The sequence below is a fragment of the Klebsiella grimontii genome (assembly GCF_900200035.1).
Lineage (GTDB): Bacteria > Pseudomonadota > Gammaproteobacteria > Enterobacterales > Enterobacteriaceae > Klebsiella > Klebsiella grimontii.
The window spans coordinates 113,151-128,741 of record NZ_FZTC01000034.1 but is presented as its reverse complement, the minus strand read 5'-3'; the positions used below and the strand labels follow the sequence as shown (position 1 = coordinate 128,741).

Below are 15,591 nucleotides of genomic sequence, written 5' to 3'. Positions count from 1 at the left end.
GTTTTTTGGGAGAAGAATAAGATGCGTAATGAAATAACCTGGGATGAACTGCTTGAAGAATATTTTTTTGCTCACCGGCTGAGACCCGCTACCGAATGGAGTTATAACAAGGTTGTCAGAGGGTTCAGGCGTTATTCTGGTGATACCCTGCCTGCGCAAATTACGCACCGCCAGGTACTGCAGTGGCGGCGTTATCTCCTTCAGGAGAAACAACAATCGGCTCAGACATGGAACAACAAAATTGCACACTTGCGGGCGCTGTATAATTACGGGATGGAACATGAAATCCTTCCTTCGGGGAAAAATCCCTTCAATAAAAGCAATGTTCAGCGGGATACAAGGAAGAAAAAAACGCTGACACGATCGCAGCTGATTCGTGTTTATCTTGTCATGCAGCAATTTGAAGAGGCTGAACGGACAGGGCGCGGTATCAGGGGCGGACGTAATGCGCTCTGGCCAGCGTGGTACTGGCTGACGGTTCTGGATGCATTCAGATATACGGGAATGCGGCTAAATCAGCTGCTGCATATCCGGCTGGGAGACATCAATCTTAATGAAGGGTGTCTGGAACTCTGTCTGGAGGGCAGTAAGACACACCGTGAGTGGCGGGTTCCGATTGTCAGTGCGTTAAAGCCCCGGTTGCATCACCTGATAGAAAAATCAACGGAACTGGGGGCCGGAAACGGAGACTATCTGTTTGATGTGAACAGAATTCTTCTTAAGCGTCATGTGGAATGGGATGCTGCTAAGGTCCATCAGAAGATCCGATCTTTTTTCCGGCGTCTGTCGAAAGAGTGTGGTTTTACCGTGTCGCCACATCGTTTTCGCCATACGCTGGCGACGGAACTGATGAAATCACCAGAACGAAATCTTCAGCTGGTAAAGGACCTGCTGGGGCACCGGAGTGTCAGTACGACCATGGAATATGTGGAGCTGAAGATGGATATCGTTGGAAAAACGCTCGAAGCTGAGCTGTCACTTCACACAGACGTTACGGGCGAAAGAAACTTACACCTGTTGACACAAGCGTAGTTGACTGGGATGATTAACGGTGATCGAGAGAAGGGAACCTGCTCGAACAGGTTCCCCATCTTGAGGGACAAGTTCTGGATATCAACCAGTGCAAACGCTCTTGCAAACACCGGAGGACATTCCGTATGACAGGCCCCTGCATTTACCGCCCGTTAAGGATCTCATCTCTTAACCAGCGTGCTTTGATGCAAATTAGTGGTGCCCGGACTCGGAATCGAACCAAGGACACGGGGATTTTCAATCCCCTGCTCTACCGACTGAGCTATCCGGGCAACGGGGCGCATTAAACCTGATTCACCGCACCTCGTCAACGAAATTTATCTGTTTCGCAGCAGACTGAACAATCTATCACCAGATTGCGTCAAAAGCACGCATCTTCAGGCGAAAAACGCCGTCCAGGCCACTGAAATCGGCATCGCCAGCACCAGGGCCGGCAGCATATTCACCACTGCGAACATTTTAATTCCGCAAATGCGCAGACCAGTTGCGACCAGCAACATGCCGCCGACGGCGGTGAAATCCGCCATCATCATCGGCGTGGTTAACGGCATAATCAGCGACGCGCAGGCCGCCAGCGCCAGCTGGATGGCCAGCATCGGTACGCAAATGGCCGAGACCGCCAGCCCCAGGGTGCAGGCGAAGATGGTGGCGGTAAAGAAGTCGAGAAACGCTTTGGCGATAAGAATGCTGGCGTCGCCGGTCATCCCTTCGCGCATCGCGCCGAAAATCCCGGTTCCGCTGGCGCAGAACAGCACGATAATCGCGACGTAGCTTTGAATATAGGACTCATGCGCTGAGACCTTTTTCTGCCCCTTTTTGGGCGAAAGCAGCTGCTGGAGCTTACTGACCAGCGTATTAATGCCTTTCTCCATGTTGCACACTTCGCCGAGCAGCGCGCCCACCAGCGTTGAAAGCACCATCACCGGCAGGTTGGCGCATTTGATCACCAGCAGAATGCCGATGCCTAACGACGCCAGGCCAAAAATAGAGGTCATCGATGTCCGAATCCGTTCCGGCAATCTTTGACTTAAAAGCGCGCCGAGCACGCCGCCCAAAAGGACCGCGCCGGCGTTAATAAATGGCCCTGTAACCACAGCATGACTCCTGTTAATTATCCCTAATGACTGCATTATTATGACGCCAAACGGGCAAAAAGGCTTGCGCATCCGTGGTGTGGCTGCATACGTAATTCATCTTGCGCGGTAGATTTAAAGGTGACATGATTGCGCGAATTTTCTCCTCTCCTGAATGAGGCCGCCGTGATGACGACATCGCCGCTACATCGCCGTTGCCGCTGCGTACAGATGCGCAGGCAGCCTCGTCTTGCTACCCTTACTCTGCAACTTCTGCCCGCCATGCGGTGAGCGTAACGCAGGCTCACTGCAGGACAACAGTAAGATCGGACGCGGTCTGCTTTTACTGATGTCTGGCGGTCGGAGCTGGGATCCAGCCAGACCCTGACAGTTCGTTGGCCAGAGCACAGATGCCCTGGCCTAAGCCTTTTACTCTCCGGAAACGGGTATTCGCGCTCATGAAATCAATGCACATTGCCGCCAGCCGCGAGCTGGTATCCCGCCTGTCCACCCATCGTCGCGTGGTGGCCCTGGACAGTACCGATTTTACCGATGTGGCGGCAGTCGTCATTACCGTAGCGGACAGCCGCAGCGGCATCCTTGCGTTGCTGAAACGCACCGGGTTCAACCTGCCGGTTTATCTGTTCAGTGAAGCTGACCACGAAAAACCGCAGGGCGTCATGGCGATCGTTAGCGGCAAAGAGCAGGAGTGGCTCGAACTGGAAGCCGCCGCCTGCGGCTACGAAGAGAATCTGCTACCGCCGTTCTTCGATACGCTGACCCAATACGTTGAGATGGATAACAGCACCTTCGCGTGTCCGGGCCATCAGCACGGCGCCTTCTTTAAGAAGCATCCGGCGGGACGGCAGTTCTTTGACTTCTTTGGCGAAAACGTCTTTCGCGCCGACATGTGCAACGCCGACGTTAAGCTTGGCGATCTGCTGATTCATGAAGGGTCTGCCAAACACGCGCAAAAGTTCGCGGCGAAAGTGTTCAACGCCGATAAAACCTATTTTGTCCTTAACGGCACCTCGGCGGCGAACAAAGTCGTCACCAACGCGCTGCTGACGCGCGGCGATCTGGTGCTGTTTGATCGCAATAACCATAAATCCAATCATCATGGGGCGCTGATTCAGGCAGGCGCGACGCCGATCTATCTCGAAGCATCGCGCAACCCGTTCGGTTTTATCGGCGGGATTGACGATCGCTGCTTCGATGAAAAATACCTGCGCGATCTGATTCGCGAGACGGCGCCGGAAAAAGCTGATATGCCGCGCCCGTTCCGCCTCGCGGTGATCCAGCTCGGGACTTATGATGGGACGGTATACAACGCCCGCCAGGTGGTCGATAAAATCGGCAGCCTGTGCGACTACATCCTGTTTGACTCGGCCTGGGTCGGCTACGAGCAGTTTATCCCGATGATGGCCGACTGTTCGCCGCTGCTGCTGGACCTGACGCCGGATGACCCGGGCATTTTTGTTACGCAGTCGGTGCATAAACAGCAGGCCGGTTTTTCGCAAACGTCGCAGATCCACAAAAAAGACAATCATCTGCGCGGACAGGAACGTTTTTGCCCGCATAAGCGGCTGAACAACGCCTTTATGTTGCACGCCTCGACCAGCCCGTTTTATCCGCTGTTCGCCGCCCTGGACGTGAATGCCAAAATTCACGAAGGCGAGAGCGGGCGCCGCCTGTGGGCGGAGTGCGTGGCGCTGGGTATCGAAGCGCGCAAGGCGATTATCGCCAACTGCAAAATGATCCAGCCGTTTATTCCGCCGGTGGTGGCGGGGCGTCCGTGGCAGGATCATCCTACCGAAGCCATCGCCCGCGAACGGCGTTTCTTTAGCTTTGAGCCGGGCGCGCGCTGGCACGGCTTTGAAGGTTATGCCAGCGATCAGTACTTCGTTGACCCCTGCAAACTGCTGCTGACGACGCCGGGGATCGACGCCGAGAGCGGGAAATATACCGATTTTGGCATTCCGGCGACCATCCTCGCGCACTATCTGCGCGAAAACGGCATCGTGCCGGAGAAGTGCGATCTGAACTCCATTCTGTTCCTGCTGACGCCCGCAGAGAGCGCGGAGAAGCTGGCGCAGCTGGTGGCGATGCTCGCCCGGTTTGAGCAGCATATTGAATCCGATACCCCGCTGGCCGACGTTCTGCCGACCATCTTTAACAAATATCCGGTGCGCTATCGGGATTACACCATCCGCGAGCTGTGCCAGGAAATGCATAACCTGTACGTCAGCTTTGACGTGAAGGATTTGCAAAAAGAGATGTTTCGCAAGAAGAGCTTCCCGCGGGCGGTGATGAACCCGCAGGACGCCAACCGCGAGTTTATTCGCGGTAACGTTGAGCTGGTGCGCTTAAGCGCAGCCGAAGGGCGGATTGCGGCGGAAGGCGCGCTGCCGTATCCACCGGGCGTGCTGTGCGTCGTGCCCGGAGAGATCTGGGGCGGGGCGGTGCTGCGCTATTTCCTGGCGCTGGAGGAAGGCGTCAATATGCTGCCGGGCTTCTCGCCGGAGCTCCAGGGGGTCTACAGCGAAACGGACCCTGACGGCATTAAGCGGCTATATGGCTATGTGCTGAAAGCATAAAAAACGCGCCCCGTTGATAACACCGGGGCGCGTTTTTTTATTCGTAAATCTGGGGTAAGCCGTTTATTTAATGTGCGACGGTCTGCGCCCCGGTTGGTACGCGGACGTGCTTGTACTTAAACAGCGCCACAAAGGCAAACGCCAGCACCAGCGAATAGCCGGCGAAAATCAGCCACACGGTTTGCCAGTCGGTGATCCCTTCGACGGTAAAGTGCTCTACGACTTTGCCGCTCACCATCCCACCAAGTATGCAGCCAAACCCGTTGGTCATCATCAGGAACATCCCCTGCGCGCTGGCGCGGATTTCCGGGCGAACCTCTTTTTCCACAAACACCGAACCCGAGATGTTGAAAAAGTCGAAGGCGCAGCCATAAACGATCATCGACAGCACCAGCAGCACGGTGCCGAACGGGGTCGGATCGCCGTAAGCGAACAGGCCGAAGCGCAGCATCCACGCCACGATACTGATCAGCATCACGTTCTTGATGCCGTAGCGGCTGAGGAAGAACGGAATGGTCAGGATGAACAGGGTTTCCGAGATCTGCGAAATCGACATCATCACCGAGGCGTGCTGCACGATAAAGCTGCTGGCGAACAGCGGATCTTTATCAAAGCTGTGCAGGAAGGTGTTGCCGAACATATTGGTGATCTGCAGCTCGGCGCCCAGCATCATCGAGAAAATAAAGAAGATCGCCATGCGTTTGTTTTTAAACAGCGCGAAGGCATCGAGGCCCAGCATGGCGGTCCAGCTCTGGTTTTTCTGCTGATTAGCCACCGGAATATGTGGCAGCGTCAGGGTGAAGAGCACCAGCAGTAAGGAGAGCGCCGCGCCGATATAAAGCTGCATATGGCTCAGCTCAAAGCCGGAGAAGCTGACGGCCCACATGGCGAGGATAAAACCGATGGTGCCCCAGATACGAATCGGCGGGAAATCGGTCACGATATCCATATCCGCAGACTGCAGGCGGTAGTACGAAATGGTGTTAATCAGCCCCAGCGTTGGCATATAGGCCAGCGAGTTGAGCAGGATGACGAGGAACATCTCGCCCGGCGTGGTGACCTGGGCGGCGAGCCACAGCGTCAGCGCGCCGACCAGATGGCAAATGGCATAAACCCACTTGGCGCTGATCCATTTATCGGCAACGATACCGAGCAGCGTCGGCATAAACACCGCGGCGATACCGAGCGAGCTATACACCGCCCCGATGGCCGCGCCGTCGAACTTGAGGGTGACGAACATATACGAGCCGAGCGTGGTGAGCCAGCTTCCCCAGAGGCAGAACTGCAGGAACGACAGTACTTTGAGCTGCAGCTTAAGATTCATGTTTTGATCCTCACGGATATAGAATTGTTTTGTGTTTTAAATAACATTTATAGCGTTATTTTGGTTGGATTCTATCATTTATGCGGTGGATGCTTTTGTTAACTGCCGCAGAAAATCGTAAAAGAGTTGCGCAACTCTATTGGGTATAGCAGAAGGAATGCGCCCTTGAGGAAACAAGGGCGCTGGAGGGAGATTACCTGCGGCGGTAGCCTTTCTGCGCAGAGTTAACCTTGTACAGATACCGACGCGACTCGGCGGAGGGGTGACGGCTGGTGATGGTTTGATAAACATCGCCCGGCGTCATGTTGTTGATGATATTCGCCGCCTGAACCTTATCGCTGGAGAAGACCCGCAGTACGCTGCCCGCGCCGCCGTTATAGGCGGTGATAACCGCATAGCGACGCGAGGTAGGGTTGGTGATACCGGACAGATAGACGTTATTCAGCATCGCCAGATAGGCGGTACCGGTGTCGATGTTATTGACCGGGTCGAACAGGTAGCTGCGGCTCGGCAGGCCTGATTTCCCCTGTGAACGGAACACGTCCTTCCCGGCGCTGTGCTGCACCACCTGCATCAGCCCGAGGGCGTCGGCGTGGCTGACCGCATAGGGGTTAAAGGAGGATTCGGTTTGCATAATCGCCAGGATCAGCGATTCATCAACGCCGTATTTGCGCGACGCCTGACGGACCATGCCAATATACTTATGCGCGCGTTTGTCGAGGTGGTTCGGCACCAGGTTAATGGTGATGCTGTAGATCATGCGCGGGCCGTTGCTGCGGCTTTTCAGGCGGGTTTGCAGCAGATAGTCGGCGAAGCGCGAGGCGCGCCACTCCCAGCGAATCGCCTCGCCGGTGTTATCCACCACCTGGCCATACAGGAACGGCTCTTTTGAAATCTGAATATCATCGACGTCGGAATAGAGGTCGATGGAGTTAGGGTCGTCGCCCATTAGCAGGGTTTTTATAATCGCCTGGCGCAGGCGCCCGGCCGGGTCGGTGCCGGCGATGGTTTCAACGGTAATCGTCCCCGCATCAAAGTTGATGTGGCTGCGGGTTTGATACTGGTCGGTGTATTTGACGTAGTCCTTCGGCCCGGCGAGCAGAACTTCGTTATAACCCCAAATATTCTCGATGTTATGGGCGAACTGGCCCATCAGGATATCAAAGCCGTTGGTGTCCTTCACCCACGCCTCGTTATACTCGGCGCCTTTTTTGGTTGAGCTGGAACACGAAACGAGCAAAGGCGCAATCAGCGCTAGCGCTAAGTATTTTTTCATCATTCCGGGAGTGCGTGTTGTGTTTATTGTTGTAAAGGGCCGTCAGGCCCTTACTGTTTTTCTGGCGGCGTATAGCCTTCGATGTGCACGTCTTTGCCTTCAAACAGGAACTGAACCATCTCCTGCTCCAGCAGTTTGCGATGCTCAGGGTTCATCATGCTGAGTTTTTTCTCGTTGATCAGCATCGTCTGCTTATGCTGCCACTGGGCCCAGGCTTCTTTGGAGATTTCGTTATAGATGCGTTTGCCCAGCTCGCCCGGATATAGCTGAAAATCCTGGCCATCGGCTTCACGCTGCAGGAAAGTACAAAAAATCGTTCTGCTCATTCTTAATCCTCTTTAATCGCCAGAAAGCTAAACCGGTGCTCCGGCTTTTAACTGTTGCAACAAGCGCTCCACGGGGGCCGCCAGACCGACGGACGGCGGCTGCGCTAAGTTATACCAGAGTGCGCCCCCTTCATCCATGCATGCGCCGGATGAGTGCACTGTAAGCCACATCGGCACAATATCCAGATGGAAATGGCTGAAAGTGTGGCGGAACGCGGTTAATTGCGTCAGATTCTCGGCCCCGATCTGCCGCTGGGCCAACCACTCCCGCAGCGCATCTTCATCTTCAAACTGCGGGAAGCAGAACAATCCCCCCCATAATCCCACCGGCGGGCGCTGGGAGAGAAACACCTTGTCGCCGTGCTGCATCAGCAGGAAATAGCCGGTACGCTCGGGGATCGTCTGTTTCGGTTTTTTGCCTGGATATTGAGCCCATGAATGATTTGCGTAGGCCACGCAGCCGTTATTCAGCGGACAAAGCTCGCATTTCGGCTTTGAGCGGGTACATACCATCGCTCCAAGGTCCATCATGGCCTGGTTAAAACGCTCGACCCCATTGGCTGGCGTGACGTCTTCGCTGATATCCCACAGGCGTTTCTCAACCTCTTTTTTCCCCGGCCAACCGCTGACAGCATAGCAGCGCGCGAGCACGCGCTTCACGTTGCCGTCGAGAATCGGATAATGCTGACCGAGAGAAAGGGACAAAATCGCGCCGGCGGTGGAGCGGCCTACGCCCGGCAGCGCGGCGACTTCATCGAAGGTCTGCGGGAATTTTCCGTCGTGCAGGGTGGCCACCTGCTGCGCCGCTTTATGCAGATTGCGCGCGCGGGCGTAATAGCCGAGTCCGGTCCACAGATGCAGGACTTCATCGAGGGGCGCGTTCGCCAGATCGGTAATTGTTGGGAAACGCGCCATAAAGCGTTCAAAATAGGGGATAACCGTCGCCACTTGCGTTTGTTGCAACATCACCTCGGAGAGCCATACTTTGTAAGGCGTCTTGCCGATTTGCCAGGGCAGGGTTTTACGCCCGTATTTGTCGTACCAGTCCAGTACCTGGGCTGAAAATTGCGCGGCGAGAAAAGTCAAAGCTACGGCTCCGGGAAAGCGATTATAAGGTGGCAGATTGCAGCACAAGGGCGAGGGGCTGTAAACCCTTGCATCCGCCGGGTAACTTTGGATAATGCCCGTTTTCCGAACACATCTCACAAGCAGACTTAACTTTTATGAAAAACGACGTCATATCTCCGGAATTCGATGAAAACGGCCGCCCGCTGCGCCGTATTCGCAGCTTCGTCCGTCGTCAGGGCCGCCTGACCAAAGGTCAGCAGCACGCGCTGGACACTATTTGGCCGGTGATGGGCGTTGAATTCAACGAAGCGCCGCTCGATTTCGCCGCCCTGTTTGGCCGTGAAGCGCCGGTCACGCTGGAGATTGGTTTTGGTATGGGGGCGTCGCTGGTGGCGATGGCGAAAGAGAAGCCGCAGCAGAATTTCCTCGGCATTGAAGTGCATTCGCCGGGCGTCGGCGCCTGTCTGGCGTCCGCCGAAGAAGAGGGCGTGCAAAACCTGCGCGTCATGTGCCACGATGCGGTGGAAGTGCTGCATACCATGATTCCGGATAACTCCCTGAGCATGGTGCAGCTGTTTTTCCCTGACCCGTGGCACAAAGCGCGTCATAATAAGCGCCGTATCGTTCAGCCACCTTTTGCCGAACTGGTGAAAAGTAAACTGAAGCTGGGCGGCGTCTTCCATATGGCGACCGACTGGGAGCAATATGCCGAGCATATGCTGGAAGTGATGTCCTCGCTTGAAGGGTATCGTAACCGGTCAGAAAGCAACGACTATGTGCCGCGCCCGGAATCGCGCCCGGTAACCAAATTTGAACAGCGTGGTCATCGTCTTGGCCACGGCGTATGGGACTTAATGTTCGAGAGGGTGAAATAATGGCAACGAATCGTAGCCGTCGTCTGCGTAAAAAAATGCATATCGACGAGTTTCAGGAAGTAGGTTTCTCCGTCGCGTGGCGCTTCGCGGAAGGAACCAGCGAAGAGCAGATCGACCAGACCGTTAACGATCTGATTGAGGAAGTGATTGAGCCTAATAAGCTGGCCTTTGACGGCAGCGGCTATCTTTCCTGGGAAGGGCTGATCTGCCTGCAGGAAATCGGCAAATGCACCGAAGAACACCAGGCCATCGTGCGTAAGTGGCTGGAAGATCGCGGGCTTGCCGATGTGCGCACCAGCGAACTTTTTGATATCTGGTGGGACTAAGTTTGACAAGGGTCGGCAGCTGCCGGCCCGTTTTGTCTGAAGGGAGTTAAATGATGCGCAAAACGCTGTTGGCAGTGGCGCTTTCCGTCACCGCTTTGTCCGCGCATGCGGACTACCAGTGTAGCGTCACGCCGCGTGACGATGTCATCCTCAGCCCGCAGCAGGTGCAGGTGAAAGGCGAAAACGGCGATCTGGTGATTAAGCCGGACGGCAATCTGACCTTTAACGGGAAAGCCTATGCGCTGAACGCCGCTCAGCGCGAGCAGGCGCAGGACTATCAGGCTGGCCTTCGCAGCAGCCTGCCGTGGATTGATGAAGGCGCCCGCACGCGGGTAGAAAAAGGCCGCGCCGCGCTGGATAAAATCATTACCGAACAGGTGGGGGCCAGCAGCAGCATGCATAGCCGCCTGACCAAGCTTGATGCGCAGCTGAAAGCGCAAATGGGCCGCATTATTGAACATCGCAACGATGGGCTGACCTTCCACTATAAAGCCATCGATCAGGTGCGCGCCGACGGCCAGCAGCTGGTAAACCAGGCGATGGGCGGTATTCTGCAGGACAGCATCAACGAGATGGGCGCGAAGGCGGTTCTCAAAGGCGGCGGTAACCCGCTGCAGGGGATCCTCGGTAGCCTCGGCGGCCTGCAAACGGCCATTCAGGACGAATGGAAAAACCAGGAGGCTGATTTCCAGCAGTTTGGTAAGGACGTCTGCGGCCGCGTTGTCTCCCTTGAGGAGAGCCGCAAAGCGCTGGTGGGGTCGTTAAAGTAAGTTTTAATTCGCTACCTGCGGGCGCAGGTAGCGATTATGGTCAGTCGGTCACATCAGCCCCAGCAGCTGCGGAATAAACAGCGAGATCTGCGGGATATAGACAATCATCATCAGCGCGATCAGCAGGGCGGCGTAGAACGGCAGCAGCGGTTTGATGAGCTGCTGAATTTTAACGCCGGAAATAGAGCAGCCTACAAACAGCGCGCTGCCTACCGGCGGCGTCAGCAGACCGATGCACAGGTTAGCGACCATCATGATGCCGAAATGCACCGGATCCATCCCCAAATCCTGCGCGATGGGCAGGAATATCGGCGTGAAAATCAGTACCGCCGGGGTCATATCCATAAAGATCCCGACGATTAACAGCACGATATTAATCAGCAGCAGAATCACCACCGGGTTTTCAGAAATCCCCATTAGCGCATCGCTTATCATGTAGGGGATATCGGCATTGGTCATCGCCCACGACATGCCGACGGAAAAGCCGATCAGCAGTAGCACGATGGAGGTCATCACCACCGACTCAAGGATCAGCTTCGGCAGATCGCGCCACTTCACTTCCCGGTAAATCAGCACCGACAGAATAAAGGTGTAAACCACGGCGATAGCCGATGCTTCGGTCGCGGTGAAAATGCCGCCGAGGATCCCGCCCATCACAATGATCACCAGCAGCAGGCTGGGCAGGGCGTCGAAAAACGCTTTTGCCGCCTGGGCGCAGGTGGGACGTTCTGAAACCGGGTAGCCGCGACGCTTAGCGATGATGGCGCAGACCACCATAATGGCCAGGCCCATCAGAATGCCCGGCAGATAACCGGCCATAAACAGCGACGCGACGGAGACGCCCCCAGCCGTCAGAGAGAAGACGATCAGGACGTTTGACGGCGGGATGAGCAGGCCCGTGATGCACGACGAGACGTTAACCGCCGTGGAGAAAGCCGGATCGTAACCTTTCCGGGTCTGAATGGGGTTAAGCGTTCCCCCTACCGCCGCCGCCGCGGCGACCGCCGAACCTGAAATCGAGCCGAACATCATGTTCGCCAGCACGTTAACGTGGCCCAATGAGCCTGGTACGCGGCCAACCATCACCTGCGCCAGGTTGATTAAGCGGATGGCAATCCCGCCGCTGTTCATCAGGGTACCGGCGAAGATAAAGAATGGAATCGCCAGCAGGGCGAAGTTGTCGAGGCCGTTCGCCAGACGCTGAGAAACGGTAATCACGGCAATATCCCACGGGAACATCAACAGCATTGAACCGACGGTGGCGATGCCAATGGAGAAGGAGATGGGGACGCCAATAAAAACCAGAATAAAGAAAGAGCCAAATAGCATCAGTGCGATATAGCTGTCCATCAATTTGCCCCCGCTTCTTCGTTCTTCATATTTTTCAGCCCGTTGCTGATAAAACAGAGCGTGTAAAACATCATAATGATGCCGGTTAGCGGCAGGATCAGATACACATAGCCCATGGGGATCTGCATCGCGGCCGAGACCTGCGATGTCGATAGCGTTTTTTCAATCAGCTTCACGCCGCCGGTGACAATCACTGACCCGGCAAAAATAAAGATCAGCAGATTAATAATGACGCTGAGCAGTGCCTGCCTGCGGGGAGGAAGCGTCATGGCGAGTAAATCGATCGCCAGATGACGCTGGGCGCCGACGGTATATGCCGCACCCAGCAGCCCGACCCAGATCATCAAAAAGCGCGCCAGCTCGTCGGTCAGGGTGCTTGGCTGGTTTAGCACGTAGCGGCTGAACACCTGCCAGACGACGCAGACCACCAGCGCAATCATAACGGCGACGGAGAATGCGGCGATCGCGCGGTCCACCGCCAGCTTTATGCGGTTAAGTATCATCATTGTTTTCCCGGTGAAAGCGGGCCAGCGGCTGGCCCGCTAAGTGTTATTCAGCAGCGGCTTCAAATTTGGCCAGCAGGGCAGCCTGCTTCGGATCTTTTTTGAAGTCATCAAACAGCGGCTGCACGGCGGCGCGGAACGGCGCTTTATCCACTTTGACGATTTCGCCGCCCATGGCTTTGGCCTGCGCGCGGGTGTCGGCGTCGATCTTGTCCCACAGTTTTTGCTGATAAACTTCGGAAGCTTTCGCCGCCTTGATCAGGATTTGCTGCTGATCCGGCGTCAGTTTGTCCCAGGTTTTACTGGAGATAACGAGGAAATCCGGGATGGAGGCATGTTCATCTTCAGAGAACACTTTAGCGATTTCGATATGGCGCGTTTGCACCCAGGAAGGCACGTTATTTTCCGCGCCGTCCACCACGCCCTGCTGCATGGCGGTATAAACTTCACCAAAGGAAATGGGCGTTGGCGAACCGCCCATTAATTCGACCATTTTTAAGGTTGTCGGGCTGGCCTGGACGCGGATCTTCAATCCTTTTAAATCTTCCGGTTTAGTGATGGGCTTTTTGGCGTAAAAGCTGCGGGTTCCGGCAACATAAGCGGAAAGCGCAAAGAAGCCTTTATCTTTCGTGGACTCCATTATTTCTTTGCCTACTTCACCGAAAACGACTTTATTGAAGTGATTCTGGTCCTTAAAAAGGAACGGTAAATTATATATCGCGTAGACGTTATCGAATGACTCCAGATCGCTGGCGGAACCTTTGGTCATATCCAGCGCGCCATTTTGTAATAACTCCAGCGTTTCTCGCGCGCTGCCCATTTGGCTACTGGGATAAATACGGATCTTCATAGCCCCGTTGGAAAGTTGGTTAACCTCTTTGGACATCTCCTCAAAGGCCTGATGAACAACATGGCTGCGTTCAAGGTTATGTGCCAGTTTTAACGTGACTTTTTCAGCCGCGCTGGCGCCTGAAGAGAGCAGGGCAAGTAAAGATACACACACCAGAGAACGAGAAAAAGAGAGTTTTTTCATGAGTCGGCTCCATGCACTTGGGGTAATTGGTCAATATCTTAAGAGTCATTCTTTGTTTCTGTATGACATATTATCCTTGTTGTCTGACATCTTTAAGCCGTCTGACTCACACTTTTTCTCAATGAATCGATCAAATAGGTATTTTTGTGCGGTTGGTTATATTTATTTTCAATAAACTAATGTGAACATATTTTTATTATGAATGTTGAGTTGAAATAGTTCGGAAATAGCGCTATTGATATTTCGAGAATGTCGAGCAATTAATTATCCCGTTATTTTTATAACGGGATAGGCGGAGAGGGCGTTATTCGCTGAGAAAGAGTTCGAGAAGGGAATTCAAAAATAGCTTACCGTGCTCGGTAATTTGCCAGTAGCGCTCATCTTCCGTCAGGTAGCCTTCGGCGATGGCGGCATCGATTTGCGGACGGATCGTACGCTCATCAAGGCCGGTGTAGCGGCTGAATTCATCGCGCGGGGCGGCTTCCAGCAGGCGGAAACGGTTCATAAAGAACTCAAACGGTTTATCCGCATCTTCCACATCATGCTGGCGCTCCAGATAGCGGCCTTCCATGTAACCGCGTGGATGCCGGGTTTTCGCCGTCCGCAGTATGCGCCCGTCCGGGAACGTCACTTTGCCGTGCGCGCCGCAGCCAATCCCGAGGTAGTCGCCAAAGCGCCAGTAGTTCAGGTTATGCTGGCACTGATAGCCCGGCTTAGCGTAGGCGGAGGTTTCATATTGCTGATAGCCCGCCGCGCTGAGCAGGCTATGCCCCTGTTCATAAATGTCCCACAGCGCGTCGTCATCGGGCAGGGTCGGCGGCCGCGAACCAAACAGGGTGTTTGGCTCAATGGTCAGCTGATACCAGGAGAGATGCGGCGGATTGAGCGCAATCGCCTGGCGCAGGTCGTCCAGCGCCTCTTCCAGAGACTGGTCCGGCAGGCCATGCATTAAATCGAGGTTAAAACTGCGTAGCCCCAGGCCGCTTGCCAGGTTTGCCGCGCGTTTGGCTTCCTGTGGCCCATGGATGCGCCCGAGCCGCTGCAGCTTCTGTTCGCTAAAGCTCTGTACGCCGATGGAGATACGATTAATGCCCGCGCGCTGGTACTCGACAAAGCGATCCGCTTCCACGGTGCCGGGGTTGGCTTCCATGGTGATTTCCGCGTTGGACGCCAGCGGAAGAGACTCGCGCACGCCGTCGAGCAGGGTTTGCATCGCCGGGCCGGAGAGCAGGCTCGGCGTACCGCCGCCAATGAAAATAGTCCCGATTTCACGTCCCTGCGCATAGTGAGCGTCGGCTCGCAGATCGTTCAGCAGATGCTGAACGTAGTCGTCATGCGGCACCTCGCCTTTCAACGCATGCGAATTGAAATCGCAGTACGGGCATTTCTGCACGCACCACGGGATGTGAATATAGAGGCTCAGGGGCGGCAAATTAGCCATTACGTAAGGCTTCCAGTAACAGTTTAAGCGCGCGTCCGCGGTGGGAAATGGCGCTCTTTTCTTCACGGCTTAGCTCCGCTGCGGTTTTACCTTCCGTCGGAACAAAGAAAATCGGATCGTAACCAAAGCCGCCGCTGCCTGCGGCTTCGCGAGCGATGATGCCCGGCCAGCTGCCGTGGCAAACCAGCGGCGTCGGATCTTCCGCATGGCGCAGATAGACCAACACGCAGTGGAATTGCGCCTGACGCTTATCGTTCGGCACGTCGCGAAGCGCGTCGAGCAGCTTTTCCAGATTCCGCTGGTCGGTCGCACCTTCACCGGAATAACGGGCGGAGTAGATGCCCGGCGCGCCGCCTAACGCATCGACGGCCAGACCTGAGTCATCGGCGATGGCCGGGAGCCCGGTCAGTTGCGCGGCATGGCGCGCCTTCAGAATGGCGTTTTCGATAAACGTCAGGCCGGTTTCCTCTGCGGAATCCACGCCCAGCTCGGTTTGCGCAACGATATCAAGGCCAAAATCTGCCAGCAGCGAGGCCAGCTCGCGCACTTTTCCGGGGTTGCCGGTAGCGAGAACAACTTTTTGCATAAGAGATCCTG

15 protein-coding genes and 1 tRNA gene are annotated in these 15,591 nt (G+C 55.3%); 5 read left to right on the top strand and 11 right to left on the bottom strand.

Annotated elements, in window-relative coordinates; genetic code table 11:
* Positions 1–21 precede the first annotated feature (21 nt).
* The gene (locus tag KOSB73_RS26140) at positions 22–1,032 is read left to right on the top strand and encodes a tyrosine-type recombinase/integrase (RefSeq protein WP_098141283.1); all 1,011 of its coding nucleotides are present in this window, start codon (positions 22–24) and stop codon (positions 1,030–1,032) included.
* Positions 1,033–1,228: 196 nt separating this feature from the next.
* Here KOSB73_RS26140 and KOSB73_RS26135 read toward each other — a convergent pair.
* Positions 1,229–1,304, bottom strand: a tRNA-Phe gene (locus KOSB73_RS26135).
* A 105-nt stretch (positions 1,305–1,409) separates the two neighbouring features.
* A complete protein-coding gene (locus KOSB73_RS26130; protein ID WP_004135818.1) occupies positions 1,410–2,126 on the bottom strand; it encodes a DUF554 domain-containing protein in 717 nt (238 codons plus the stop codon).
* A 437-nt stretch (positions 2,127–2,563) separates the two neighbouring features.
* Here KOSB73_RS26130 and KOSB73_RS26120 point away from each other — a divergent pair, with 437 nt between their 5' ends.
* The gene (locus tag KOSB73_RS26120) at positions 2,564–4,702 is read left to right on the top strand and encodes an ornithine decarboxylase (RefSeq protein ID WP_098141193.1); all 2,139 of its coding nucleotides are present in this window, start codon (positions 2,564–2,566) and stop codon (positions 4,700–4,702) included.
* Between the two features lie 67 nt (positions 4,703–4,769).
* Here the strand turns inward: KOSB73_RS26120 and KOSB73_RS26115 are convergent, their stop codons facing one another.
* The 4 genes from KOSB73_RS26115 to mutY form a co-directional block, all read right to left on the bottom strand.
* Positions 4,770–6,026 carry a nucleoside permease gene (locus KOSB73_RS26115; RefSeq protein ID WP_004135823.1) on the bottom strand — a complete coding sequence of 419 codons (1,257 nt, stop codon included), beginning with the start codon at positions 6,024–6,026 and terminating at the stop codon, positions 4,770–4,772.
* 193 nt (positions 6,027–6,219) lie between these two features.
* Positions 6,220–7,302 carry a membrane-bound lytic murein transglycosylase MltC gene (gene mltC, locus KOSB73_RS26110; RefSeq protein WP_004135825.1) on the bottom strand — a complete coding sequence of 361 codons (1,083 nt, stop codon included), beginning with the start codon at positions 7,300–7,302 and terminating at the stop codon, positions 6,220–6,222.
* A gap of 50 nt (positions 7,303–7,352) precedes the next feature.
* Positions 7,353–7,628 carry an oxidative damage protection protein gene (locus tag KOSB73_RS26105; protein ID WP_004105744.1) on the bottom strand — a complete coding sequence of 92 codons (276 nt, stop codon included), beginning with the start codon at positions 7,626–7,628 and terminating at the stop codon, positions 7,353–7,355.
* Between the two features lie 27 nt (positions 7,629–7,655).
* The gene (gene mutY, locus KOSB73_RS26100; protein WP_024358655.1) at positions 7,656–8,714 is read right to left on the bottom strand and encodes an A/G-specific adenine glycosylase; all 1,059 of its coding nucleotides are present in this window, start codon (positions 8,712–8,714) and stop codon (positions 7,656–7,658) included.
* 137 nt (positions 8,715–8,851) lie between these two features.
* Between mutY and trmB the strand changes: the two genes are divergently transcribed.
* The 3 genes from trmB to KOSB73_RS26085 are packed head-to-tail and all read left to right on the top strand — an operon-like array spanning position 8,852 to position 10,667.
* Positions 8,852–9,571 (top strand): tRNA (guanosine(46)-N7)-methyltransferase TrmB, encoded by a 720-nt coding sequence (gene trmB, locus KOSB73_RS26095; protein ID WP_004125186.1) that lies wholly within the window; start codon positions 8,852–8,854, stop codon positions 9,569–9,571.
* Positions 9,571–9,897, top strand: coding sequence for a YggL family protein (locus tag KOSB73_RS26090; protein ID WP_024358654.1), 327 nt, complete (start codon positions 9,571–9,573; stop codon positions 9,895–9,897). Before trmB ends, KOSB73_RS26090 begins: the two co-directional genes overlap by 1 nt.
* 50 nt (positions 9,898–9,947) lie before the next feature.
* The gene (locus tag KOSB73_RS26085) at positions 9,948–10,667 is read left to right on the top strand and encodes a YggN family protein (protein WP_024358653.1); all 720 of its coding nucleotides are present in this window, start codon (positions 9,948–9,950) and stop codon (positions 10,665–10,667) included.
* A gap of 48 nt (positions 10,668–10,715) precedes the next feature.
* Here the strand turns inward: KOSB73_RS26085 and KOSB73_RS26080 are convergent, their stop codons facing one another.
* From KOSB73_RS26080 to KOSB73_RS26060, 5 genes are all read right to left on the bottom strand, one after another.
* The gene (locus KOSB73_RS26080) at positions 10,716–12,017 is read right to left on the bottom strand and encodes a TRAP transporter large permease (RefSeq protein ID WP_004135833.1); all 1,302 of its coding nucleotides are present in this window, start codon (positions 12,015–12,017) and stop codon (positions 10,716–10,718) included.
* Complete coding sequence (locus tag KOSB73_RS26075) at positions 12,017–12,520, bottom strand: TRAP transporter small permease (RefSeq protein WP_004135834.1); 504 nt, start codon at positions 12,518–12,520, stop codon at positions 12,017–12,019. Before KOSB73_RS26075 ends, KOSB73_RS26080 begins: the two co-directional genes overlap by 1 nt.
* A gap of 46 nt (positions 12,521–12,566) precedes the next feature.
* A complete protein-coding gene (locus KOSB73_RS26070; protein WP_049099832.1) occupies positions 12,567–13,553 on the bottom strand; it encodes a TRAP transporter substrate-binding protein in 987 nt (328 codons plus the stop codon).
* A 304-nt stretch (positions 13,554–13,857) separates the two neighbouring features.
* Positions 13,858–14,994: a radical SAM family heme chaperone HemW gene (hemW, locus tag KOSB73_RS26065; protein WP_004135839.1), complete on the bottom strand. Its 1,137-nt coding sequence runs from the start codon at positions 14,992–14,994 to the stop codon at positions 13,858–13,860.
* A complete protein-coding gene (locus KOSB73_RS26060) occupies positions 14,987–15,580 on the bottom strand; it encodes an XTP/dITP diphosphatase (protein ID WP_024358651.1) in 594 nt (197 codons plus the stop codon). Before KOSB73_RS26060 ends, hemW begins: the two co-directional genes overlap by 8 nt.
* Between the last annotated feature and the right edge of the window lie 11 nt (positions 15,581–15,591).